The organism is Zobellia russellii, assembly GCF_044597075.1.
Lineage (GTDB): Bacteria > Bacteroidota > Bacteroidia > Flavobacteriales > Flavobacteriaceae > Zobellia > Zobellia russellii.
The window spans coordinates 4431558-4454442 of record NZ_CP139000.1 but is presented as its reverse complement, the minus strand read 5'-3'; the positions used below and the strand labels follow the sequence as shown (position 1 = coordinate 4454442).

Annotated in this window: 19 protein-coding genes; 5 read left to right on the top strand and 14 right to left on the bottom strand. The window is 38.9% G+C overall.

The window, feature by feature from the left end:
* Positions 1-8: 8 nt before the first annotated feature.
* From guaB to SJY45_RS18335, 5 genes are all read right to left on the bottom strand, one after another.
* Positions 9-1481 carry an IMP dehydrogenase gene (gene guaB, locus SJY45_RS18355; protein ID WP_215441514.1) on the bottom strand — a complete coding sequence of 491 codons (1473 nt, stop codon included), beginning with the start codon at positions 1479-1481 and terminating at the stop codon, positions 9-11.
* Positions 1482-1711: 230 nt separating this feature from the next.
* The gene (locus SJY45_RS18350) at positions 1712-4186 is read right to left on the bottom strand and encodes a TonB-dependent receptor domain-containing protein (protein WP_400072598.1); all 2475 of its coding nucleotides are present in this window, start codon (positions 4184-4186) and stop codon (positions 1712-1714) included.
* Positions 4167-5534, bottom strand: coding sequence for an HTTM domain-containing protein (locus tag SJY45_RS18345; protein ID WP_400072596.1), 1368 nt, complete (start codon positions 5532-5534; stop codon positions 4167-4169). Before SJY45_RS18345 ends, SJY45_RS18350 begins: the two co-directional genes overlap by 20 nt.
* Before the next feature lie 3 nt (positions 5535-5537).
* Positions 5538-6677: an imelysin family protein gene (locus SJY45_RS18340; RefSeq protein WP_400072594.1), complete on the bottom strand. Its 1140-nt coding sequence runs from the start codon at positions 6675-6677 to the stop codon at positions 5538-5540.
* A 113-nt stretch (positions 6678-6790) separates the two neighbouring features.
* Positions 6791-8014, bottom strand: a complete 1224-nt coding sequence (locus SJY45_RS18335) for a DUF4856 domain-containing protein (protein ID WP_400072592.1) — start codon at positions 8012-8014, stop codon at positions 6791-6793.
* Between the two features lie 281 nt (positions 8015-8295).
* Here SJY45_RS18335 and SJY45_RS18330 point away from each other — a divergent pair, with 281 nt between their 5' ends.
* Complete coding sequence (locus SJY45_RS18330; protein WP_215441506.1) at positions 8296-8655, top strand: hypothetical protein; 360 nt, start codon at positions 8296-8298, stop codon at positions 8653-8655.
* A 2-nt stretch (positions 8656-8657) separates the two neighbouring features.
* Here SJY45_RS18330 and SJY45_RS18325 read toward each other — a convergent pair whose 3' ends face one another.
* Positions 8658-9524, bottom strand: a complete 867-nt coding sequence (locus tag SJY45_RS18325; protein WP_215912647.1) for a hydroxymethylglutaryl-CoA lyase — start codon at positions 9522-9524, stop codon at positions 8658-8660.
* A gap of 58 nt (positions 9525-9582) precedes the next feature.
* Positions 9583-10209: a LysE family translocator gene (locus SJY45_RS18320; RefSeq protein ID WP_215441502.1), complete on the bottom strand. Its 627-nt coding sequence runs from the start codon at positions 10207-10209 to the stop codon at positions 9583-9585.
* 213 nt (positions 10210-10422) lie between these two features.
* Here SJY45_RS18320 and SJY45_RS18315 point away from each other — a divergent pair, with 213 nt between their 5' ends.
* Positions 10423-10842, top strand: coding sequence for a Dabb family protein (locus tag SJY45_RS18315; protein ID WP_400072589.1), 420 nt, complete (start codon positions 10423-10425; stop codon positions 10840-10842).
* A 39-nt stretch (positions 10843-10881) separates the two neighbouring features.
* Here SJY45_RS18315 and SJY45_RS18310 read toward each other — a convergent pair whose 3' ends face one another.
* From SJY45_RS18310 to SJY45_RS18300, 3 genes are all read right to left on the bottom strand, one after another.
* Entirely contained in the window at positions 10882-11919 is a 1038-nt protein-coding gene (locus SJY45_RS18310; protein ID WP_400072587.1) for a quinone-dependent dihydroorotate dehydrogenase, read from the bottom strand.
* Positions 11920-12039: 120 nt separating this feature from the next.
* A complete protein-coding gene (locus SJY45_RS18305) occupies positions 12040-12477 on the bottom strand; it encodes a hypothetical protein (RefSeq protein ID WP_400072585.1) in 438 nt (145 codons plus the stop codon).
* Positions 12478-12620: 143 nt separating this feature from the next.
* A complete protein-coding gene (locus tag SJY45_RS18300; protein ID WP_400072583.1) occupies positions 12621-15479 on the bottom strand; it encodes a TonB-dependent receptor domain-containing protein in 2859 nt (952 codons plus the stop codon).
* 143 nt (positions 15480-15622) lie between these two features.
* On the opposite strand from SJY45_RS18300, the gene pepT reads away from it, so the two are divergent.
* Complete coding sequence (gene pepT / locus SJY45_RS18295) at positions 15623-16852, top strand: peptidase T (protein WP_400072581.1); 1230 nt, start codon at positions 15623-15625, stop codon at positions 16850-16852.
* 47 nt (positions 16853-16899) lie between these two features.
* Positions 16900-17499, top strand: coding sequence for a YdeI family protein (locus SJY45_RS18290; protein WP_400072579.1), 600 nt, complete (start codon positions 16900-16902; stop codon positions 17497-17499).
* Between the two features lie 48 nt (positions 17500-17547).
* On the opposite strand, the gene SJY45_RS18285 is transcribed toward SJY45_RS18290, so the two are convergent.
* The 4 genes from SJY45_RS18285 to nusB all read right to left on the bottom strand — a co-directional run bounded on the left by SJY45_RS18285 (position 17548) and on the right by nusB (position 20776).
* Positions 17548-18897, bottom strand: a complete 1350-nt coding sequence (locus SJY45_RS18285; protein WP_400074372.1) for a Gfo/Idh/MocA family protein — start codon at positions 18895-18897, stop codon at positions 17548-17550.
* 111 nt (positions 18898-19008) lie between these two features.
* A complete protein-coding gene (gene yajC / locus SJY45_RS18280; RefSeq protein ID WP_215441488.1) occupies positions 19009-19296 on the bottom strand; it encodes a preprotein translocase subunit YajC in 288 nt (95 codons plus the stop codon).
* Between the two features lie 22 nt (positions 19297-19318).
* On the bottom strand, positions 19319-19789 hold the full coding sequence (locus tag SJY45_RS18275) for a DUF1573 domain-containing protein (protein WP_215441486.1): 471 nt from the start codon (positions 19787-19789) through the stop codon (positions 19319-19321).
* 39 nt (positions 19790-19828) lie between these two features.
* Complete coding sequence (nusB, locus tag SJY45_RS18270; RefSeq protein ID WP_215441484.1) at positions 19829-20776, bottom strand: transcription antitermination factor NusB; 948 nt, start codon at positions 20774-20776, stop codon at positions 19829-19831.
* 322 nt (positions 20777-21098) lie between these two features.
* Here nusB and SJY45_RS18265 point away from each other — a divergent pair, with 322 nt between their 5' ends.
* On the top strand, positions 21099-22853 hold the full coding sequence (locus SJY45_RS18265; protein ID WP_215441482.1) for an ABC transporter ATP-binding protein: 1755 nt from the start codon (positions 21099-21101) through the stop codon (positions 22851-22853).
* Positions 22854-22885: the final 32 nt, after the last annotated feature.

The following is a 22885-nucleotide window of genomic DNA, read 5'->3' as shown; positions in this document are numbered from 1 at the left end:
TTGATGAACTATCTACTATAGTTAGGTGATTCCTTTGTTATGGTTACATCATGCGGGTGACTTTCATTAATACCGCTAGACGTAATTTTTACAAAACGCCCATTTTCTTTTAGCGTATCAATATCTTTTGCCCCACAATATCCCATACCGGCACGAAGACCGCCAACAAATTGGTGAATACTCTCGTACAACTCTCCTTTGTAAGGAACACGGCCAACAATACCCTCTGGCACCAGTTTCTTAATATCATCCTCTACATCTTGGAAATAACGGTCTTTACTACCCTCTTTCATGGCTTCAACAGAACCCATACCACGGTAAGACTTAAACTTTCTTCCCTCATAAATGATAGTCTCACCAGGAGACTCTTTTGTTCCTGCCAAAAGAGAACCTAACATTACCGTATCCGCCCCTGCAGCAATCGCTTTTGGAATATCACCTGTATAGCGGATTCCTCCATCGGCAATAACAGGTACTCCAGAACCTTTAATAGCGGCAGCCACTTCTAGCACGGCCGAAAATTGAGGAAAACCAACACCTGCAACCACACGGGTGGTACAAATAGAACCAGGTCCAATACCTACTTTAACGGCATCTGCTCCCGCTTCTACCAAATATTTTGCAGCTTCGCCCGTAGCAATGTTACCAACAATAACATCCAAATCCGGAAATTTCTTTTTTACTTCCTTTAAAACGGAAACCACACCTTTCGTATGTCCGTGTGCGGTATCTATCACTACGGCATCAACTCCCGCATTTACCAAAGCTTCGGCCCTATCTACGGCATCAGGAGTAACTCCTATGGCCGCAGCAACACGTAACCTTCCGTAAGTATCTTTATTGGCTATAGGCTTTTGGGTAAGTTTTGTAATATCCCTAAAAGTAATTAGCCCAACCAGTTTATAATCCTTATCAACAACCGGTAATTTTTCAATTTTATTTTCTTGAAGAATATCTTCGGCCTGGGCCAATGATGTTCCTTCACTAACCGTAACCAAATTTTTAGAGGTCATTACCTCAGAAATAGGTCGGTCATTATTTTTCTCAAAACGAAGATCTCTGTTGGTAACAATACCTATTAACTTTCCTTCATCATCTACAATAGGTATTCCTCCAATACTATATTCTTTCATATTGGCCTTTGCATCACGTACAAAAGAATCTAGGGGTAGCGTAACCGGGTCTATGATCATACCACTTTCCGCACGTTTTACTTTACGCACCTTAATGGCCTGTTGCGCTATAGTCATGTTTTTATGAAGAACACCAATACCGCCTTCTTGCGCTATGGCAATAGCCATTCGCGATTCCGTAACCGTATCCATAGCAGCCGAAACGACCGGTACGTTTATTGTAATGTTACGAGTGAATTTGGTTTGAATATTTACTTCTCTTGGGAGTACTTCAGAAAAGGCAGGGACTAAGAGTACGTCATCATAAGTGAGACCTTCTCCAACAATTTTATTCAGGTGGGCTTCCATAGCAATTAAAGATTTAATTGCGTGCAAATGTAGTAAAATTAATTGGTTATCACCTTATTATCAATGTTGGATTACGAGCAAACTAAAACCTACAGAAATCACCCACATTCTTACGGCGAATATCTCTAATTCACATCAAAAAACTACTTCTATATATTTTGTTTTAAATCGATATAAAAAAGAAAAACACAACTACACGAATATCAACTGATTATATCTTTGGAAACCGTTTACAATTTAAGCTGAAGGGTGGTGTAAAATGTTCTTGGTTCAGATGGAATAATGCCCGGCCCGGGATAACCCGTAGCCCTCCGGGTAAAATAGGAATTATCCAAAAGGTTGTTGACACCCGCTTCCAACTTCCATTTTTTATAGGTGTAAGAAAGCGAAAAATCTAAAATATCATACGCAGGAATTTCCCCTTCTATGCCTCTCTGGTTGTCCTCTACGTCCTGAAGGGCGTTGGTTGCATCTGTAAATTGTTTGTCAAAATAGGTATACTGTAGGCTTCCCAACAGGTTTCCATACCCAAAGTTCAAACCTGTTTTTAGATTTACCTTTGGAATAAATTCTACTTCTTTCCCTTCCACATTGTTCCTTTCGGAAGAAAGATACTCAGATTGTGTCAAAGCCAAATTAGCAAAATAATTAAGCTTTGCCTTTTCCGACTGCGGAAAGAAAGTTTCTTTTAGACTCCAATTGGCAAAACTCTCCAGCCCATAAATAAAGGCGGTTCCTATATTACCTCTTGACCTTAGCAATCTTCCTGTAGAAACTTCTTCGCCAGCTGCATTAACCCGCGTTTCTTCTTTTAGAATTTCTCCCAGTCTATTGTCATAATACAGGCCATACACACTTACATCATAGGAGAGCACATCTTTAAACCTTCCTCTGGCACCAAAATCTGCCGTAAAACCATCTTCATCAGAAATATTCGGGTCAACTTGAAAAGAAGGATTCACTACACGTATATCACTAAAAGTTACAGAACGATAATTCTGCGAAAAGTTACCGTAGAGTTCTACGCTAGGCGACACTTTATAGGTAGCTCCCAAGCCTAAGAGTAAAAATGTTCGCTCAAAATCCCTATTATCATCTACCTCTCTGTTCAACAGCGGGTTATCCGCCAAGTCTAACGTAATTTCTCGATAGCTCCCTATACTCTCAGTCTTAATATGTTCCAATCTAAAACCGGGTGTCAAAGCCAACCTATCCGAAAGATTGAAAATGTTTTCACCAAAAAAAGCGACATTAAAATTGGGAAAATTAAACTGGGATTGTCTCTCATAATTCGGGAAATCAACATCGGCAAATGTAAAATCAGCATCGGCGGCAGCGGTACCAGGGCCTTGCCTTTGGTCATTATCCGTTTTATAAATTTTGGAACCTAACAAAAGTGCAGATTCAGTGCCTCCTAAATTATAGCGGGTCAATACTCTTGCCTCTGCGCCCCAGTTACTAAAGTCATCTATCAATAATTCTCTAGGGGTGTCAATATTATCAACTTCAGAAACCCTGTTAGTTCGGAAACCCAAAGCTCTACGCGAGGCATTTAGACCAAATATGTTTAGGCTAAAATCTGTTTTAGCAGAAAACGCATGGTCTAATCGCAATGAATACAAACGCCAGTCTACTTCAAACCAGTTTCGGTCTCTATTGCTAAAAGTGGGGTCTGCATAAAACTGGGCATCGGTCAGTCCGCCAGGTTGCTTAGCCAAATAATGCATAAATGTGGTTTCCAAGCTCACCTTTGTCCTATCCGATATTTCATAACCCAAATGGGCAAAATAATTCTTACTGTTAAAATTAGAATTAGGCCTAAACCCGTTACCATCCTTATAATTTAAATAAGTGTAATAACTGAACTTACCCACTGTACCACTTAAACTATTAAAGCTCGTAAACAAATCGTACGAACCAACGGTTTGGCGAGAAATGAGTTCTATTTCCTTGTTTGGATTCGGTTTTTTTAACTTAAAATTGATCAAGCCACCAAATTGGGTGCCGTACTGCAAAGAAGCGGCACCACGCACCACTTGAATTTCCTCGAGGGATTCGGCAGGTGGGGTGTAATAACTTTCTGGATAACCCAGTACATCTGCACTAATATCATATCCGTTCTGACGCGTGTTAAAATTGGCGGTACGGTTAGGGTCCAATCCTCTACCCCCAATATTCAGCTGCAGGCCGGCATCACCATTATCATAAATATTAAGCCCCACAACCTGACTATATATTTGCCGCGCGTTATTGGCCGCAAGGTTTCCCGTAAGACCCTCCAAAAGAACTACCTCTGTCTTCTTTCCTGCATATATAGCGGTACCCTCTACTTTTTTAAGTTGTTTTAAAGCGAATACTTTCTCTCGTCTTTCAGTTAGAACTACTTCCGAAAGCGCTTGCGACTTTATTCGCTCTAGCTGAATACTGAGATTGAAGGCCGTATCAAAAGTCAGTTCCTTTTCATAGACTTCATACTCAAAAGCAAACACCACAATAGTGTATTTACCCCCCGGAATGTTGGAAAAAACAAAATTGCCATCTGCCTGTGTAGTTTCTAAAAGCCGAAGTTCCTTTAGGTAGACCTCTGCATCTTGTACAGCGTTACCTTTGTTATCTACCACTTTACCGGTAATACTAATTTGGCCAACAGCACTTAATGCGGTTAGAAATGCTATAAGTACGATACTAAATTCCCTTAATTTCATCAGTAAAAGGTATTATCCATTTTTTATGTTCAAACGACTCCCGCTCTTGGCCAAGGTCTACTTTGGGGTCTATATAGGTAGTGCTTAATCTACCATTTAGCGCCACCCGACTATCTACAAATATTTGTACGTTTTTGTGCCCGTCATTTTCAAAATGCTTTTTCAGGTACTGGGCATATTCTAAAATAAAGTCTGGCTGAAAAGACATTTGCTTTTCCTGAAATGGCGTTAAAAAATCGGAATTATCCACATAAAACCATTTACCCGAATCTTTACTGACTACTTTGAATTGTGCATAGCCCGATTTTTCCATTAACATTACCCGCCAAGAAAATCGGTAACCTTCTTCCGTCCAGAACAACTCTCCCCGATATGCTAAATAACGCCAGGGCATTACCAACTGCACCACAAAAAACAGTGCTATTAAAATCAGTTTTGGGTTGGCTTTTTCCCTAACTGACAAAGCCAAAACCTTTCCATTATCAAATCGGTTTTTGTTTATCCGAAAAAAGCTTGCCAAGTAGTTTAGAAACTTATGGTGAAAAGACGAATCAAAAAATATTAAGGTTGATATGATCATGATATACGGAAACATGCCTATAGGAAACAACACCCGCGTCATCACATGAAAAATAACCACCATAATAAAAGCAAAAGGGCGTGTTTTCTTGTACAAAAGCAAAAATGGAATTGCCAGGTCATATCCAGCTCCAAACCAGCTGAAAGCGTACTGTACCCACTCTTCATGCAAAAACTGCCCAAAAAAAGGCGTATCAAACTTGGAGGGCAACCAAATTTTTAGGGGCATGGCCTTAAAGAGCCAATCGGAATTTAGTTTGGCAAGTCCTGCATAAAAATAGACAATGCCCAACATGAGCTTTATACTGTTGACCGTCCACGCCGGAATTTTCTGAAATGCTATATGCGGCCTTTGTTTAGCATCCAAAGAGAAATAGGCATTGGCCGGCAAAAAAATCATTAAAAAGCTAAGCAGACTTATAAAGTAGTAATGGTTAAGATAGGTAGTCTTATCCATTAGTTCTATGTACGTAAAGCTTAAAAAGAAGGTAACAATGGCCACTTTGTATTTATAGCCCAAGGCTACAAAGATGGCAGATAATGCACAGATGACAAATATGAAATAGGTATAGACACCCAAGGGCTTAACCCATTCAAAACCATAATACGAGAAGAAAAATTTAGGCTGAATGTATAATTTTTCTATCCATCCATAACTCCAAAATCTTACAATACTAAGCAACATCATTACACCAAATAAAATGCGAAAGACCGCCAAAGGGGCGGCCTCTATTGGGGCTGATATATGTTTGCTAATGAAACGGGTCATTTTCTAATCGCCATCTGCATCAACAAAATCAATACTTACGCTCATGGCAGATACCATATCTACCTTTAGCAATGGAACAATACGTTGTACCTCATCATAGGCCAAAAGCATATTGGTAGGTGGTACATTGTCTTCTATTTCTTTGCGAAAAGGCTCCAATTCCTGAACCTTGGTTCTTGCCAAATTAAACTGATCGTTTATCAATTTCTTTAAGTCATCTCCATCCTTAACTGTGTTCAATGCATCTAAATAAGACGCCAAACTTTCTCCGGAAGTGGTTTTACCATAATGAACACCATTGAAAAAATCCTGAACAGCTTCAAGACCTTCTAAGAATAGTTCATTGGAAATATCTGCCTTATAATAAGCCTCTACGTTTTGAGGAAGTACATTTTCAGAAAAAGCACCTACAGGAATACCCATTTTTCCCGCTCTCAAAAATTTCTCGTAGTAAAAAACATAGTCGTTAATAAAACGATCTACAGATGCGGTTGAGGACGCTCCGTTATTGGCCACAAAGGTTGCTCTGTATCCCGAGTTCCATTCTGCAAGAACACCTTGGGTAAGACTTACCATGTCTGCAATAATATCACCTGTATACGAAACCAAATTCTCTTTTTCGGTTCCATTGAATCTGTCCAAAATAGCTTCATCCGTATCACCCAGACCATTAATCAGATAGTCCAAAGCAGGAAAACCTTTTGCGTCTCTGTTAGAGGCCAAAGCCAAGTCATACCCTCCTGAACTTATAAAACCGTCCATTTTATCATTATCCGCAGGGTAAATGTTCATATTCAAACGAAAACCTACTGTTTCTGCCGGTCCAATTTCGAACATAGAAACCCTTTGCCACATTTTATAGGCGGACAACCATGATGCTCTAAAAACAATAAGATTAGTCTCGTTTGAATCAGTTTTAAACGCATCAAACGCGGTTTGCAAGTCCGTTATTTCGGTAGAAAATGCCTCGTAAGAAGGTATAATTATATTATCTGCCCAATTCACCAGCATGGGGCCACGCTCAAAACTTACCGGATCCGGGTTTGGATCTACTACAACATCATCTGTGGGATCACTTCCTCCATCAGAGCTACAAGCCCAAATCATTGCCGCTACAGCTACAATGGCAAAAAACCTCCTCATACCTTATTTTTATTTATTCTAAGTAAGCAAAAATATAAAAAGCAGCCTGTTAAACCTTAACAGAAGCTGCTTTTTTTTTACAACACTTAAATTTTAGTAATTACAACCCTTTGTTACTCGGCTGCTTGGGCAACAGTAAAATCGAATCTTGATGCAATATCCTCTGAAATCATATCAATAGTTTCAGCCTTAACATCCCATAATCCATTAGCACCATCTCCCATTAAATCTTCCAAAAGTGCCTCAGATTCAGCTTTGGTAAAGTAAGGAGCATCCGTACCCGGTTTGCGGGTAAAACGTAAGCTATAGATAAAGCCGTATGCTTCAGAGAGAGCATGAAAAGCACTTCCATAATTTGGAGTCTCCTCGGCCAATGTTTCTTTCGCACGTTGCATGTAAAAAACACCTCTAACAGCAATTACTTCTGATATTTTTTCTCTAATTATATCTGCCTGAGCATCACGAACTTCGTAATCTCCAGCTACAATAGCAGCACGACCTAATTTAAAAGCCTGAAAAATCTCATCAGCAATTCCAGCAAAATCAGAATCCTCCTCTAATTTCCCGATGTACTCGTTCAAAAAGCTATCCGCACCAAGATCTGCATTAGGGTTGGAAGCATCGGCATTAAGTCCGTAAACGTATCCATAAGCTTCATCCCACTTATGCTCCATATTGGTATAGGACTTGCCTTCCAATACAGTTTCCGCGTCGTTATCAGCACGGCTAGAACCTTCATCTAAAACCGCTGTGCTCAAATAGTTGTTCAATGCTTGATCGGTCATCAAAGCTCCGATCAACCCTTTGGCGAACAATTGATTGTACTCAAGACCTTTTGCATTTACGTAACGGGTTCTCTCCCCATCCGCTAATTGACCTGCAACTCCAGCTTCGGCAGCAACATTCCAGTTGGCAAAGACTTCATTTACCTGACCGTCTATCCATGATTCAAAATCTGCACGAATAAGGGCTTGATCTGTTGCGTTGGTTGAAAAATAATCGGCAGAAGCCGCAGTCTTACTACGAAGACTCTTATCCGAAGCATTCAAATCTGCATCTTCAAAATCATCCGCACCCTCTTCATGGGCATACATAGCCTGCAAAGTTTCTGCAGTATTGGTATTGGTGGTAAAACCTCCTAAAAGCTCCTGAGCCATTAAGATACGTGTAGTCTGACCTCCAAAGCTAACCGTGGTTGCTCCATCTCTTTCAAAAGAATAACTAGTTGGGTTGTCAATCATGATATCTTCGTTCATATCCGAAGAATTATCATCCGAGCTACAAGATGTAAGAAGAACTGCAGAGCTAATAGCCAATGAGTAAAGAATCTTTTTCATTTTTGTGTGCGAAATTTATTTAGACTTGATTTAAATAGAGCGCCAAATTTAATACATGAAAATGTGCCTCGCAACATTATTCTTATTAAATCTAAATAATATTGAATTTAGTATTTGCTCTGCCTAGTTATAGTGCGTGCTTTAGCTATATCAAAATATATTTTATTACTATTTATAATTAATCTAAATAAAAATACTACTTTTGAAATGAGACTTAAGGCACTAAAGTCTTGAATACTTTATTATAAAATTGTTTAACCCCAAATGAATTAGCACATATTATGGAAGACATTAACCCTATTTACCACAACCCTTTTGGCGTAGCTTTCCAGTGGAAAAGAAACTCAACAAAAGATATTAGAAAAATACAGATTGTTTTTAGGGATACCGGGTTGTTATTGTCCCAAAACGAACTGGAACAGTTTAAAAAGAATATTGAATGCACAAAGAACAGTAATGCCATGTGCAGCGAGTGTGGCCAACACGAAACCTGCAGGTCTTTACTCTTAGACACTCCGGCTCCGCAAATAACCCTTGCCATGAACAAAAAAGAATTGGATGCCGTACATGATTTGGTAGATGGTACCTTGTTTCAATTAAACTTGAATAACTATCTGGACAAAATGTGTGGTGGACAATAGAATTAATGATAGGCAGTAAACAGTTCGGTAGCTTTGTTATAGGCAGCCTCGAACACCATCCAATTAACTCCTGAATCTGCCTTTTCCGCAGTAAAATAAGAGAGCATTTTTTCCGTAGGCATATTACCGGTCAACTCGTCCTTTGCCATAGGACAACCCCCGAAACCTTGAACGGCCCCGTCAAACCTACGGCAACCGGATTTGTATGCAGCATCTACCTTTTCGTGCCATTTGGTAGGTGTTGTATGCAAATGCGCTCCAAACTCTATTTCTGGGTACCTTGGTATTAATTGCGAGAAGAGATATTGAATAACTTCTGGTGTTGAAGACCCTACCGTATCCGATAGAGATAAAATTTTAGCTCCCATTGCACTCAATTTCTCTGTCCATTCACCTACAATATCCACATCCCAGGGGTCACCGTACGGGTTTCCAAAACCCATAGAAATATAGGTTACCACTTCCTTGCCCGAAGCATCCGCAATATTCAGTATTTCTTGAAGTATTCCTACGGATTGGTCTATGGTTTTATGTGTATTACGCATCTGAAAATTTTCGGAAATAGAAAAAGGATATCCCAGATACTGAATTTCAGGATGGCGAGAAGCATCTTCAGCCCCTCTAACATTGGCTACGATGCTCAAAAGTTTACTTGTTGTTTTTGACAGGTCAAGTTGTGAAAGCACTTCGGCAGTATCCACCATCTGCGGAATAGCCTTGGGAGAAACAAAACTTCCAAAATCTATGGTATCAAAACCACAACCCAATAAAGCCTGAATGTACCTTACCTTTTCCTTGGTTGGAATAAAAGGTTTGATGCCTTGCATGGCATCTCTGGGACATTCAATAACTTTCACCTTTTCCATCATGCGTATTCCTTTCTAATGGACCGGCCATGCCAACCCTTAAACCTACTCAAAATTAGCATTAATTATCCGATACTAAAATATAGACGGCAATACCAATGAACACAATGATTTGAAGCCATTTTAGATACAGGCCCACTTTAGAATTTTCTGTAAAATAAGATGATATACTACCGGAAAGCACCGCTATTAAACTAAAAACGATAGAAGATATGAACATAAAAATAAGACCCAGCACATAAAACTGTACCGTAGTACTTATTTCTTCACTAAAGAGAAAACCAGGAAAGAACGCCAAAAAGAAAATAGTAACCTTAGGGTTTAACACATTCATTATAAACCCTTGCTTAAACAATTGCCAAAGTCCTTTTTTAGGTACGGAACCTTCCGTCAGCTCCAAGGTACTGCTGCTTTTAAATACTTTATAGGCCAAGTAAAATAGGTATATGGCCCCCAGTAATTTTATACCAAAAAACAGCGTTTCACTTTCTTTTATTAGAACAGATACTCCAAAGGCTAACAAACTTGTATGAATCAAACAACCGGAAATAAGCCCGGCCGTAGTTGCCAATCCATACTTTTTGCCGTTTACCAAACTCTGCATCAACACATAAATATTATCGGGCCCCGGCGAAACGGACAAGGCTGCCGTAGCCAACATAAACGCATAAAGAGTTTCGTAATTCATGGTAATCTAATTCCTGCTTAAATTTAATACAAATCTTAGCCATCCCAGTTTTAGACTGGAAACCTTGTTATTTACGCTAAAGTAACTACTCTTTTTTATATCTTGTGTGAAATCTGGAGTTCAAAAAAATGTGCTTGGATTGTATTTTTTTTAGTTGGTCGCAATTCCCCTTATGCTGGACCGTAACCGTTATTGCATCTTAAAACTAAAGCCATGAAACAAAGTCAGATTACCTTTACCCTAAGTTTAGTTCTAGTAGCGTTGCTTTTAGTGGCGTTTGAAATCAGGAACGAAGTAAAACCCGCAGCCGAAACCGTTATGCAAAAAGATAGTTTATTACGCCACGTAGTATTGTTTAAATTTAAACCCGAAACTTCTAAGGAAGATATTAAAAAAGTGGAGGACGCCTTTACCGCATTACCCTCAAAAATTCCACAAATTGTAGGCTACGAATGGGGATTGAACAATAGCCCCGAAGGTCTGAACGACGGTTTTACCCATTGTTTTTTCTTAACTTTTAAGAGCGAAGAAGACCGTGCCACTTATTTACCACACCCAGATCACAAAGCTTTTGCAGATGCTCTAGGCCCATACCTAGATGGTGTTTTAGTGGTTGATTATTGGACAAAGTAAAACCGAGGACAATCTAACTAAAACTATATCCTTAGGTTTTTAGGACTGCTTTAGTATAGCCTTATTAATGCGCTTTATCAATGCTGGGCCTTCGTATATAAAACCCGTGTACAGCTGAACCAAATCTGCACCGGCTTCCAATTTTTCCAAAGCATCTTTTTCGGAGTGAATTCCGCCTACACCAATTATAGGGAAAGCTTTATTGCTTTTTTCCGCCAAGAAACGGATTACCTCTGTACTTCTTTGCGTTAGTGGTTTTCCGCTTAGTCCGCCCATTTCCTTCGTGAGCGATTCTTCAGATTTTAAATTTTTCCTTTCTATAGTCGTATTAGTAGCTATAACACCATCAATCTTTGTATCGGCCACAATAGCAATAATATCCAGCAATTGGTCGTCCGTTAGGTCTGGTGCTATTTTTAAAAGAATAGGTTTTTCTTTTTGCTGCTTTTGCGAAGCTAATTTTGAGTTTTCTTTTTTTAGTTCCAGTAAAAGAGCCGTTAAAGGTTCTTTATCCTGAAGCTCACGCAAGCCTGGCGTATTGGGAGAACTTACATTGACCACAAAATAATCTATATGGTCAAAAAGCGCATTAAAACAGATAAGGTAATCTGAAACGGCATCCTCATTGGGAGTTATTTTATTCTTACCTATGTTGCCCCCAATAAGAACTTTATGTTCTTTTTTTAATCGTTCTACAGCATCTACGACCCCCATATTATTGAACCCCATTCGGTTTACTATGGCTTGGTCCGGCTTTAACCTGAATAATCTTGTTTTAGGGTTTCCTTCCTGTGGTTTTGGAGTTAATGTACCTATTTCAACAAAACCAAAACCAAAGTTGGACAGTTCATTGTAAAGTTTGGCGTCTTTATCAAAACCAGCGGCAAGTCCCACTGGGTTTTTAAACCTAATCCCAAAAACTTCCTTTTCCAAGCGCGGGTCCTCAATCTTATAAATAACCCTAAACAAACCGGAAAAACCGATCTTACAAAGAAAACGAACTAATGAAAAGGTAACGTGATGGGCTTTTTCTGCATCTAGCGAGAAAAGTAACGGCTGAAGAAAGGTCTTATACATGAAGCTGTGTAGTGTTTGCGCAAAAATACAAACTTAGCCTAGTATAGACACAACTTATTACAATTTTAAAATCCTAAGTACTGAATTGAAATAGGCCATCACGGCCTAACCGGTAACTCTTTACTCTTCCTCTACAGGTATTTCGTAACTCTTTGGCACCACTTTTATAGGAAGCCTTATAGCTTCGTTACAGAGCTGAAGATAACGCTCATATTGTTTAGTGTTGAAAGCAGATAGCAGTTTTTTATCACTATCATAAGCTGCCTGTACCAATTGCTGTTGCAGCCCTTTATATTTTTCGGCCAGTTTTATAAGATCTTCCTGCGTACTTTGCGGATGTTGCGCGAGCAGCTTTTCAATTTGCTCCTCAACACTTTTTGTAGTCACTGCCAATTCTCCCTGAAGCGCCTCCATGAGAACTATCTGCTCCTCGTTCAGTTGAAAAATCGTTTTAATGGTTTCACTGTTTTTTCCACCTATATACAATGTACAACTTTGTGCATATCCCACAGAAAAAAACATCATGAATGCTATAAAACCATATATTTTACGATACATATAATCTTGATTAAAATTCAACTTCGTTTATATAAACAACTATTTAACCAAAAAATTATATTTCTCCTGTGTATGATTCGTTTACATAAAAAAAGCTGCCCCACTGGGGCAGCCTTTCTAAACTAATTTTTCTCTTTAAAGTTTTACTTTAATGTAAAGTTTACCCTAGCAAATAAGAAGCGACCTCCAATACCGAATTGTTGGGCTCTACGGGACCAATCAAAACGACCTGAACTACGGTTATTAAACTGCTCTTCCGCTCTATCCGGATAGATATCAAATAAATTATTGGCTCCTACCGTAAGTGTTAAAGCATCCGTGGCTTTGTAACCAATGGAAAGATCGGTCACCAACTTGGTGCCAAAAACCTGCTGATTTTCCACAACCGTAGTGGCTTCCGTTACTTCTCCAAAGTATACGTTTCTTAAGAACATTATCCACTTATCGGAAGTTAAACTATTAGATAGGTTGATTTTTGTACGTGGCACGGCCTCTTCCAAATACACCCTGCTATCCTCTGGAAAATACGTGTCAACTAAACCAGCATCCTCTAAAACCTGCGATGCGTTAATATCACCTATTTGATTGGTTTTAGAAAAAGTACCGGCTAAATCTGATTTTAACCTCCAATTATCTCTTAAATTAGCTTGATGAGTAAGCACTACATCCAACCCGCGAGACTCCGTATTAATAGCGTTCGCAAAGAAGGAGGCTGCGGTAGCATTGGCCTGGCGGAGCAAATTGTCCAATTCAGTTCCTGTACCTGGACCGCTAAACTGTCCAGTATACACTACTCGGTCATTAATTTCTACATAGTAACCATCTACGGTCAATGTAAGGTTTGCATCTGGAATTTTCGCTGTGAATCCAACACTAACACTACTTGAAGTTTCTTCCTTTAACTCAGGAATTCCCAAAAGCTTTGCTGCTCTACTGTCATTTGCAAAAGTTCCCACTTCCTGCGGATCTCCGTTCTGGTCAAAAATTGTAGACGTAGAATTAAAGTTTATCTGATGTAAAGAGGGCGCTCTAAAACCTGTATTAGCTGCTGCCCTAATATTTAAGTTGTCATTGATTTTGTAACGTGTTGCTAATTTGAAATTGATAGTAGAACCAAAATCGCTATAATTCTCAAAACGCGTGGCAAAACTGGCCAAGAATTTTTCAGAGAAATCTGCCTCTATATCTATATAACCTGCAACACTACTCCTACCTCTAGATAATTCATTATTAGGACTAAAACCAGGGAATACTTGAGAACCTCCTGGTCTTCCATTTCCAAAGAAATCTTGTGATGGCTGTTGCGATGCTAAAGTGATACGTTGACCATCTGCCGTATATTGAGAATAAGAAGCTTCTTCTCCTGCTTCAATATCATAATTCTCAACTCTATATTCCCCTCCAAAGGCAACATTTAAACCAGATAATGCATCTTCAAAAAAACGGGAAACGTCCAAATTGGCCGTATTCTGAGCAAATGAGAATCCACCTGCATCAAAAATTGTTGGCGAGGCATTTTGCATGGAAGCATTAAAAGTATTTCCTATAGTATATAGAAAAGAGTTTTTTCCATAGGTATTGCTTAAATCAACATCCCACTCATTAATTTTTCCTTTAATCCCTACAGATAAAGACCTGTCTTTTATCGTGGAATTAATTTCAGGTAAAAATCCGTTATTATATGCAGGTGTAAATGTCCTGCTTTGGTTGGGTAATCTGTAAAAACCTGCAGAATTACCAGTTCTAGAACTAATACCCGCAAAAGAATACACTTCCGTTCCATTATCATCTAAAGGCATAGAAAAGTTGGCGAAAATTCGACCACCACGTAATGCAGACTGACCCACTCTCATGTTATAGTCACTTCTTTCCTGTCCCCTTGCAGCAAGTTCCGCGTCCGTTGCATCCGCAGATAAAATGGGCTGAAGTTCCGCTTTTGTAGATGCACCGTTCAAATTTATCCCTGCTTGATTTGCATATTGAATTACATCCGCGACATCATCATCCAATAAATTAGTCAAATCATAACCATCGTTCCTCGCAAACCTTTCAACCACGTTGTATTGATTAAAAACATCACCTTCCCACTCTCTCATTCTACTGTAATCCTGACGAACATCAAAATCACCGGAAAGATTTAAAAAGCCTCCATTTTGCCCCAATGGAACCCCATAACTTGCAGAAACGTTAGTTGTTGCACCATCAACACCACCCGTTTGATCGTTGGCATTTTTAGAGAAATTAGCTCCTGTTGTAACTGTTGTATTTAATTCGTTTACACTCTTGTTCAAGACTATATTAATAACACCTGCTATGGCATCAGAGCCATACTGGGCAGCTGCACCGTCTCTTAAAACTTCTATACGTTGAATTGCTGCCGCTGGTATAGCATTTAAATCCGTACCAACACTACCCCGTCCAAAAGTACCGTTAACATTTATAAGGGAAGAAGTGTGCCTTCTTTTACCATTGATCAATACCAAAACCTGATCAGGCCCTAAACCTCTTAAAGAAGCTGGGTCAATGTGATCCGTACCATCTGAAATGGTCTGGGTATTTGAAGTAAACGAGGGAGCTACATAATTTAAAATTTGGTTCAGGTTTACCTGAGGCGCAACGCTATTCAGTTCCTTCATACTGATTACATCTACCGGAACCATACTCTCTGTAGCCGTCCTGTTAGGATTACGGGAACCAATAATCACAACTTCGGACAACGCTACTCCTGAAGATAATTGCACACTCATGCCACCGGCCGCAGCGGTTACTTCTTTGGTTTCATAACCAATGTAGGAAATGACCAGCTTGTCCCCCACTTCTGCATCAATAGAAAATAAACCATCAAAATCCGTAGTAGATCCTGTAGTTGTACCCTTCACAACTACCGAAGCTCCGGGCAGAGGTTCACCATCTTCGTCTAACACCGTACCCGTTATCTGGGCACTAGCAATTCCTATGACACTCATAAAGAGCACATAGCACATTAAATACTGCTTTTTCATAATTAGTTATTTGAGTTAATTCATTGAAAAGTTAAGTATTTTTTATTTTTAACGTAAGAAAAACACTAAAAACATAATCTTAAAAAAAGTTTCTATTGTTTCTAGTACCCCCAATTTTGTACTTTTGGTTTAAAAATATACCAATGCAAAATATCATTGATCGCTTTCTAAAGTATGTAAAAATAGATACCCAAAGCGACCCCAGTTCCAGCACCACCCCAAGCACCGAAAAACAATGGTATTTAGCAGATTTGCTCGTTGAGGAGTTATTGGAAATTGGAATGGAGGAAGTCTCTATTGACAATAAGGCCTACATTACAGCTACCTTGCCCAGCAACCTTAATATAGAGGTACCCACTATTGGTTTTATTTCTCATTTTGACACATCTCCGGACTATTCGGGAGCCAATGTGAACCCTCAAATTATTGAGAATTACGATGGAAAGGACATTGTTCTAAACCATATGGAAAACATTGTTCTTTCTCCTGATTATTTTGAAGATTTACTACAATATAAGGGCCAGACGTTGATTACTACAGATGGCACTACCCTACTTGGCGCAGATGACAAGGCCGGAATTACGGAAATAATCACCGCGATGGAATATCTTATTAATCATCCCGAAATAAAACACGGTAAGATTAGAATAGGTTTTACTCCTGACGAGGAAATAGGTAGAGGGGCACATCATTTTGATGTTGAAAAATTTGGCGCAGATTGGGCCTACACTATGGACGGAAGCCAAGTTGGTGAGTTGGAATATGAAAATTTTAATGCAGCTAGCGCCAAAGTAACCATCAAAGGAAAAAGTGTTCACCCGGGATATGCCAAGAACAAAATGGTAAATGCCATAAGCATTGCCAGCGAATTTTTAGAAATCCTGCCCCCGGAAGAAACACCCCAGAATACCTCGGGTAGAGAGGGGTTCTTTCATGTACACCATATAAAGGGCGAAATAGAACATGCCGAATTTGAATTGATTGTAAGGGACCATGATAAAACGCACTTTGAAAACAGGAAGCAACTGCTTCGTGATATCACCGAAAAACTGAACCACATTCACGGCAATTGTATTAGCTTGGAAATTAAAGACCAGTATTTTAACATGCGCGAAAAGGTAGAACCTGTTTTTCATATTGTGGAACTGGCAAAAGAAGCTATGGAAGCCATGCGTGTTACCCCGATCATAAAACCCATACGTGGCGGAACAGATGGTTCGCAATTAAGCTATATGGGGCTACCATGTCCTAATATCTTTGCCGGAGGACATAATTTTCATGGTAAATACGAATACGTTCCCGTGGAAAGTATGATAAAAGCTACTGAAGTCATAATTAAAATATGTGAGCTTGTAGCCAAAAGAGCGGTGTAAAGACAAATGCTTACCTTTAAGAGAGAATCTTAAAAGTCCATAAGCACATGGATACATCCGAAAAAATTGAGGCCTATTTTGCCGAAGAACATCACTTTAAAAAAGCCATTGGCCAACTGCGAGATCTGGTTATAAAAACCGATGTTGTTGAGACCTATAAGTGGAATTTTCCAACCTATACTATCAACCAGAAGAATGTATTGGCTATTTGTAAATTCAAGAATCATTTTGGTATTTGGTTCTTTAAAGGTGTCTTTTTAAGCGACCCCGGAAACATTCTTGAAAATGCCCAAGAAGGAAAGACCCAAGCCATGCGCCACTGGAAATTTTTCTCAGAAAAAGATATTGACTCCATTAAAGTTTCGGCATATATTAACGAAGCTATTGAAAACCAAAAGAAAGGTATTGAACTCGCCAGAAGTCCTAAAAGCAAAATTACCCGCGTAACCGTTCCTCCTGAACTGGAAAATGTATTCAAAGCTCAGCCCAAAGTAAAGGGATGTTTTAAAAAACTATCGCCATATAAACAGAAAGAATATGCGGAATACATTGCAAACGCCAAGCGGGAACAAACGAAAGCAAGTAGAATGGAAAAGATTTTACCTATGATAATCGAAGGCAAAGGCCTTAACGATTTATACCGATAAATAATGCTCCCAAACCTAACATCTATTTAGGTTTGGGAGCATTTTTCTCTACAACATTGGTAATTTCCAGCCGTTTTGATAATTGGCGGTAATAAGTTTATTCGCCTCTTCTTCTTTAAATTTTCCGGAAGTACCGTCCCAATAGATACGGTTGCCCGTTTTAAAGGCCACATTGCCCATGTGAGAAACCAAAGCGGCATCATACCCGACTTTAATGGGTGCATTTAGTTTAGAATTATCCCTGGTTTTTACCGCTTCAATAAAATTCTTGGTGTGTAGGTCCAATCCGCTTGCATTTCCTTTATCATACGAAACAGCTTCCATTTTAGGGGTTCCTTTTTTACCCCATCCGGCAAACTCTTCCTCAGGTATTACTTCCCACCCGTTCCGATCCACGACCAGTGTACCGTTATTACCTATAAAGGCTATGCCGTGGTTACGCCCATAATTACCGCCATCAATGCCAGTGGCATGTTCCCAAAGAATTGAAAAACCATCATATTCAAAAACGGTCTGTAACGTATCCGGTGTTTCGGAAGCATCTTCCGGGTAAGCGAACTTACCCCCTAATGCCATAACCGATTTTGGAGTTCCCGCTTTCATTCCGTACAAGGCATAATCCAACAAATGTACTCCCCAATCCGTCATTAATCCGCCGGCATAATCCCAAAACCACCTAAAATTAAAATGGAATCGGTTTGCATTAAAAGCATGTTCCGGAGCGGGACCTAGCCACATTTTATAATCTACACCTTCTGGAACAGCAGAATCCGAAACAACGGGAACAGGTTTCATCCAACCTTGATAAGCCCATGCTTTTGCCAGACGTATATTTCCTAATTTACCCGAATGCACAAAATTAATGGCATCCACAAAGTGCGGCTGACTACGTTGCCATTGGCCAATCTGCACCATGCGATCACTCGCACCTACATAATTAAGCATGATATTGGATTCCTGTATTGAATTTGCTATTGGTTTTTCACAATACACATCCTTACCTGCCTTAAGGGCATCTGTTAACTGAAGACAATGCCAATGATCGGGAGTACCAATAATGACCACATCAATATCTTTGTTTTCTAAAAGCTTCCGATAGTCACGATACCATAGCGGCTTCTTAATTTCCGCTTTTTCAAGGTCAGCAGTTCTAGCCTTTAGAACGGCTTGGTCTACATCGCAAAGTGCAATCACATTAATTTCGCTAATCTTCAGCATAGAGGTTAGGTCACTAAACCCCATACCCTTACAACCAATAAGCCCAACATTGATTTGGTCATTGGGCCCTACCTTTTTTCTTAAAGCAGCCAAAAGCTCCATTGGAAATAAAAATGCGGCACTAGAGCCTGCTAAGGCCAAAGTACTTTTTTTGATAAAGTTTCGTCTATTATGGTACATCATTCCGGTTTGTTTGTTCAGAACATGAATATACTAATTTACCTTAGCACAAGACCAAAAAAAACACCGCTACTAATAGCGGTGTTTCTTAACATACATTAAAGTGTACGCTTATTTCTTTTCGGGTGCGTTCAGTTTTTTGCTCATTTCCATAGAAATAGCAGAACGGTCAAATTTTAATTTACCGGCCATAGTTTCAAGAATGCAAGAAAAGTCATTGTCATTCAAATCCATGATTTTACCGTGTAAACCACTTTTAGTAATTACCCTATCGCCTCTTTTTAATTCAGCTGCGAATTTCTTTTCATCCTTTTGACGTTTCATTTGTGGGCGTATCATAAAGAAATACGCAACCACAAAAATCAAGATCATTGGAAGAAACTGTCCTATATCACCCATAATTTTATTATCTGATCAATTATTATTTTGTTGGTCCTACAGGAGCAGCTCCTTTAGGATTTACAAACGCTTTAATACGTAATTGCTCTGTACCTTTCTCGGTATTTGCGTTTACAGTAATGGTTTTAGTTACTTGGTTCTGTCCTGATCCGTTAAACTTAACTACCAACTCACCTGTTTCTCCTGGTGCGATAGGGTCTTTTGGAGGATTAGGAACCGTACAACCACAAGAACTAGTTGCGTTTGTAATTATCAAAGGTGCGTTGCCCGTGTTTTTAAAAGTAAAAACAGTTTCTTGGGGCGTACCTTGCTCAATAGTACCAAAGTCATGTTCCGCTTTTTCAAATTCCATTACCGGAATTTGCTTACCAGCCTCATCACGTTGTGCAGCTTCTACAACGTTATCCGTTTTTACTTTGCTCGATGCATTTTCTTTACAGGAAGCGAACGCAATAAGCGAACATAAACTCAGGGCAAAAAATGTTTTTCTCATATCTCTAACTTTAATTTGAGGTAAAATTAATCAATTATTTTAAATCAGCCCCCTACCTATTTTGTTAAGCTTTCCTTCCTTTTTGTATTCTTTTACAAGGTTATCCAAAATACCGTTAATGAAAATGCTACTCTTTGGAGTAGAATACTCCTTGGCTATTTCCAAAAACTCATTAATGGTAACTTTTTCGGGAATTGACGGAAAGTTCAATAGTTCGCAAATGGCCATCTTTAAAAGAATTGCATCCATATCGGCAATCCGATCCTTGTCCCAATTAGGTGTTTTACCCTCTATTTCTTTGGTAAGCTCCCCATCTTTTAACAATGTTTTCCTAAGAAGTTTTTGGGCAAACTCCATATCTTCTTTATCCTTTAATAAACGAGGCAGAAAGAAAGATGTAGATTGATCGTTCTTTACCTTCTTGAACATTTTTAAGATATAGGTATTTACGATAGGAATATCATCTACCCAAGTAAGGTTATTATCTTCAAAATAATCGTAGATTTTTTCGTCTGGAGCAATGACCTCTTTGAACAACGTAATTATAAACTCTTTGTCCGCCGAATATGTGCTGCCTTCCGTGGACATATATTTTTGGTAAGCATCACTTGCAACAATGTTGTTGTAGATAATTTTCACATATTCTTCGTTCAAATACCAATTATCCAACTTTCGCTTCTTAAGCTCAGCTTTTAAAGGCTCATTGTGCACCAACTGAAGCAATAGTTTGTTGTTTACAAATTTTGCCTTATCCGGAAAATCATCCGATGCGTTAGCCAAATATTTTTTAGAGGAAATCCGTAATTGGTCCGATCCTCGTTGCTGAATTTCTATGATCAAGCTCAGCATTAAGAGGTAGAGCGTATACATATTGTCTATGCTAAACCGCAGAAATTTTTCTTGTTTCTCTAAAGATTCGTCTTTAGATTGGGTAATTGCATAAATACATTGCATTACTTTTACCCGTATATGTCTTCGTGTTAGCATTTTAAAGAACTTTTTTGGAATAGTATTGGTTTGACTTTCACGTGGCAAAAATAAGAATAAAGCCCAAAAGACTACTATACAAAACGATGAAACAACGGCTACTTTTTCCAATCCCCACCCACCAACACGCCAAAGCCTTGTTTTTAAGCCTTTTGAGGCTTAATAAAATATAAAATGTTACCGTAAATTTAACTTTCGGAAATCGTTGAATCGAATTTAAGACTAATTAAGTCTCCTAACATCTTATGGTATTTATAACATATGGTTTATCACCAAACCCTTATCTTTGATCCATTAAAAATAGCTCTAGCCTAAACCTTTCATGAAGGAACTTGCACACCTAAACAAATACTTTAAAAAATATTGGTCTAAATTATTGATCGGGGTAGTCATAACCATTGTTGCTCGTGTGCTACAATTGGTAATGCCCAGATACGTAAAAGAGTCTATCCAAGTCATTGAAAACTTTATGGATGGACAGGTTGGTGAATCGGCAGCAAAAACACTACTGTTAGAGTATATTCTTATAATTGTTGGTGCCGCACTGCTTTCCGGATTTTTCACCTTCTTGATGCGCCAGACCATAATTAACGTATCTAGATATATTGAATACGACCTTAAGAATGAAATATTTGATCACTACCAGTTTTTAAGCCTCAATTTTTATAAAAAAAATAGGACCGGTGATTTAATGAACCGCATTAGCGAAGACGTAAATCAGGTTCGGATGTACACGGGTCCGGCATTAATGTATGGTATAAATACTATTACACTGTTTGCCTGCATTATTCCTATTATGTTTATGACGGCCCCCACATTGGCCGCATATACACTAATTCCATTACCTATTTTATCCGTACTTATCTATTACATAAGTAAAGTTATTCATGAACGCAGTACCATTGTTCAGCAATACCTCTCCAATTTATCAACCTTCACCCAAGAAATATTTTCCGGTGTTTCCGTAATAAAGGCATACGCTTTGGAACCGCAAACAAATAACGACCTAAGTGCCTTGGCAATTGAAGGAAAAGACAAAAGCATGAACTTGGCCAAAGTAAATGCATGGTTCTTTCCCCTAATGATCTTATTGATAGGTATTAGCAATATATTCGTTATTTATATAGGCGGAAAACAATATATAAATGGCGAAATAGCTTCCGCCGGTGTCATTGCCGAATTTGTTCTTTATGTGAATATGCTAACGTGGCCGGTAGCTATAATTGGTTGGTTAACCTCCATTGTACAGCGTGCCGAAGCTTCTCAAAAACGTATAAACGAATTCTTGAACGAAACACCGGATATTACGAACACCGTTCTTGAAGAAACACCGATCAAGGGAAAAATAGAGTTCAAAAATGTAACATTTACCTATGAGGATACAGAAATAACCGCCCTTAAGAACATTTCCTTTACTATTAATGAAGGGGAAACTGTAGCTATTCTAGGCAAAACCGGCTCCGGTAAATCTACAATCCTAGACCTTATTGCCAGATTGTACGATGTAACTTCCGGAGAAATCTTAATTGATGACACCCCTATAAAGCAATTGAACATTGATAGTCTCCGAAAATCTATAGGTGCCGTTCCTCAAGATGCTTTCTTGTTCTCGGATTCCATCAAGAACAACATAAAGTTCGGTAAGGAAAATGCTACTGAAGAAGAAGTTATGGAAGCAGCCAAAAATGCTGTAGTACACCAAAACATAAGTGGTTTTCAAAAAGGATATGAAACTGTTTTGGGAGAAAGGGGAATTACCTTAAGTGGAGGACAAAAACAGCGGGTTTCCATTGCAAGGGCCCTACTTAAAAAACCAGAGGTTTATTTATTTGATGATTGCCTATCTGCGGTAGATACCGAAACCGAAGAAGAAATCCTCAACAATCTTAAAAACGCCTCCAAAAACCGCACCACACTCATCGTTAGCCACAGGGTATCATCGGCTAAAAATGCAGACAAGGTACTGGTTCTCTCCAACGGAGAACTTCTTCAAGAAGGCAACCACACTGATTTAAACGGTGTTGAAGGGTATTACAAAGAGTTGTACTACACGCAACTGTCAGAGAAAGAAAACTAAAAAATTGTTGTCGTATTGGCTTTTTTTTTACA

Bases quoted from the DNA above. Each gene is read 5' to 3' on its own strand.
- SJY45_RS18325 (WP_215912647.1), bottom strand. From the start codon at position 9,524: ATGATGGAAAAGGTGAAAGTTATTGAATGTCCCAGAGATGCCATGCAA.
- SJY45_RS18265 (WP_215441482.1), top strand. From the start codon at position 21,099: ATGAAGGAACTTGCACACCTAAACAAATACTTTAAAAAATATTGGTCT.
- SJY45_RS18290 (WP_400072579.1), top strand. From the start codon at position 16,900: ATGGATACATCCGAAAAAATTGAGGCCTATTTTGCCGAAGAACATCAC.
- SJY45_RS18330 (WP_215441506.1), top strand. From the start codon at position 8,296: ATGGAAGACATTAACCCTATTTACCACAACCCTTTTGGCGTAGCTTTC.
- SJY45_RS18305 (WP_400072585.1), bottom strand. From the start codon at position 12,477: ATGTATCGTAAAATATATGGTTTTATAGCATTCATGATGTTTTTTTCT.
- SJY45_RS18320 (WP_215441502.1), bottom strand. From the start codon at position 10,209: ATGAATTACGAAACTCTTTATGCGTTTATGTTGGCTACGGCAGCCTTG.
- SJY45_RS18345 (WP_400072596.1), bottom strand. From the start codon at position 5,534: ATGACCCGTTTCATTAGCAAACATATATCAGCCCCAATAGAGGCCGCC.
- SJY45_RS18335 (WP_400072592.1), bottom strand. From the start codon at position 8,014: ATGAAAAAGATTCTTTACTCATTGGCTATTAGCTCTGCAGTTCTTCTT.
- SJY45_RS18285 (WP_400074372.1), bottom strand. From the start codon at position 18,897: ATGTACCATAATAGACGAAACTTTATCAAAAAAAGTACTTTGGCCTTA.
- SJY45_RS18300 (WP_400072583.1), bottom strand. From the start codon at position 15,479: ATGAAAAAGCAGTATTTAATGTGCTATGTGCTCTTTATGAGTGTCATA.
- SJY45_RS18315 (WP_400072589.1), top strand. From the start codon at position 10,423: ATGAAACAAAGTCAGATTACCTTTACCCTAAGTTTAGTTCTAGTAGCG.
- guaB (WP_215441514.1), bottom strand. From the start codon at position 1,481: ATGGAAGCCCACCTGAATAAAATTGTTGGAGAAGGTCTCACTTATGAT.
- SJY45_RS18275 (WP_215441486.1), bottom strand. From the start codon at position 19,789: ATGAGAAAAACATTTTTTGCCCTGAGTTTATGTTCGCTTATTGCGTTC.
- SJY45_RS18350 (WP_400072598.1), bottom strand. From the start codon at position 4,186: ATGAAATTAAGGGAATTTAGTATCGTACTTATAGCATTTCTAACCGCA.
- yajC (WP_215441488.1), bottom strand. From the start codon at position 19,296: ATGGGTGATATAGGACAGTTTCTTCCAATGATCTTGATTTTTGTGGTT.
- nusB (WP_215441484.1), bottom strand. From the start codon at position 20,776: ATGCTAACACGAAGACATATACGGGTAAAAGTAATGCAATGTATTTAT.
- pepT (WP_400072581.1), top strand. From the start codon at position 15,623: ATGCAAAATATCATTGATCGCTTTCTAAAGTATGTAAAAATAGATACC.
- SJY45_RS18340 (WP_400072594.1), bottom strand. From the start codon at position 6,677: ATGAGGAGGTTTTTTGCCATTGTAGCTGTAGCGGCAATGATTTGGGCT.
- SJY45_RS18310 (WP_400072587.1), bottom strand. From the start codon at position 11,919: ATGTATAAGACCTTTCTTCAGCCGTTACTTTTCTCGCTAGATGCAGAA.